Here is a 1,096-nt window from a genome sequence, read left to right on the forward strand (position 1 = left end):
CGCCGAAAGTCCCGTGACGCGACGCTCCGACATGATCAACCTGCGTGCTTCAACCCCCACCACACACAGACCAACGACCCAGGTCAGCCGCCGTCACCGCTAATCACGCACGAGGTCGTTAGCGTGGAGCCATGGCCCGATAAGGAGCTGAGAATGGGGAAGCGACGTAGCTACGACACCGAATTCCGTGAGGCGCCGTGCGTAGAGACGATCGTGGTCGATGGCCAGGAGCACGCTGTGAAGGGTGTATTTCTGTCGAACAGCAAGATTAGGCGCGGGAATCTGAGCGCCGCCAGGCTCCAGGATCTGGCAGATCTCGGTCTGGAGTGGATCTCAAGCCCCCGGGTTTCATGGGGTCAACGTTCAAATGTCGCCACCGGTCCACTTCAGCCGTCGCCGAGAAGGGCAGGCCGCACCACAGGGTCTAGGTAGCCGGCTGGTGTGTAGGAGTGGAGGGACTCGAACCCCTCACGCCAGGAGGCACACCGGGACTTGAATCCGGCGCGTCTGCCCATCCCGTCACACTCCCTCAAGCCCACCAGTCTATCCCCGAACCCTTTCCCCAACCCACCGACCGCAGACAGCTGGCGCGTCGGCAGTTCCCCAACGCCCCCGGCGGACAGGGCGAGATAACTGACCGAGAATGCGAACCGCCGCTGCGAAGGGACTGCCATCAATGCGCCGGTGGCAGCGGCCTCTGCCCAGGCCAGCGGCTCCCTCCCCTGACCGCGACCGGGGGCGCTGCTGGGCTGCGCAGAGCGAGCATGACGGCCTACCAGGCAATTGTGCCGACGGCAGGTAAGCGAGACGGCTAACGCCCGCCAGACAAAGTGCGGGCTGCCTCCGCCGTCCCGAGGCAGCCCACAGCGACACGACAACGGGGAGCGCTGTCTTCGCAATCCATATTGGATCACGAAACCTCAGGCTTGCGCATAGGTGATCGCTACTCAACCACCTGCTGTAGCCCCCCTTCAGGGCGGCCCGCACGCTCTCCCCGGCCAGCTCTACTGAGGTTGTAAGCGTGGTGTCGTCAGTGTGAGGCCGGTCGCGGTGAGGCATCCGTCGACGATCTGACTGCAGTGCTGGATCTGGCGCA

General features: G+C 64.2%; 1 tRNA gene. It reads right to left on the reverse strand.

From position 1 onward, the window contains the following. Nucleotides 1–444: 444 nt before the first annotated feature. Nucleotides 445–529: transfer RNA gene (locus tag ABZ070_RS37495), tRNA-Leu, on the reverse strand. Nucleotides 530–1,096 lie beyond the last annotated feature (567 nt).

This window comes from Streptomyces sp. NPDC006283 (genome assembly GCF_040613325.1).
In the GTDB taxonomy this organism is placed as follows: domain Bacteria; phylum Actinomycetota; class Actinomycetes; order Streptomycetales; family Streptomycetaceae; genus Streptomyces.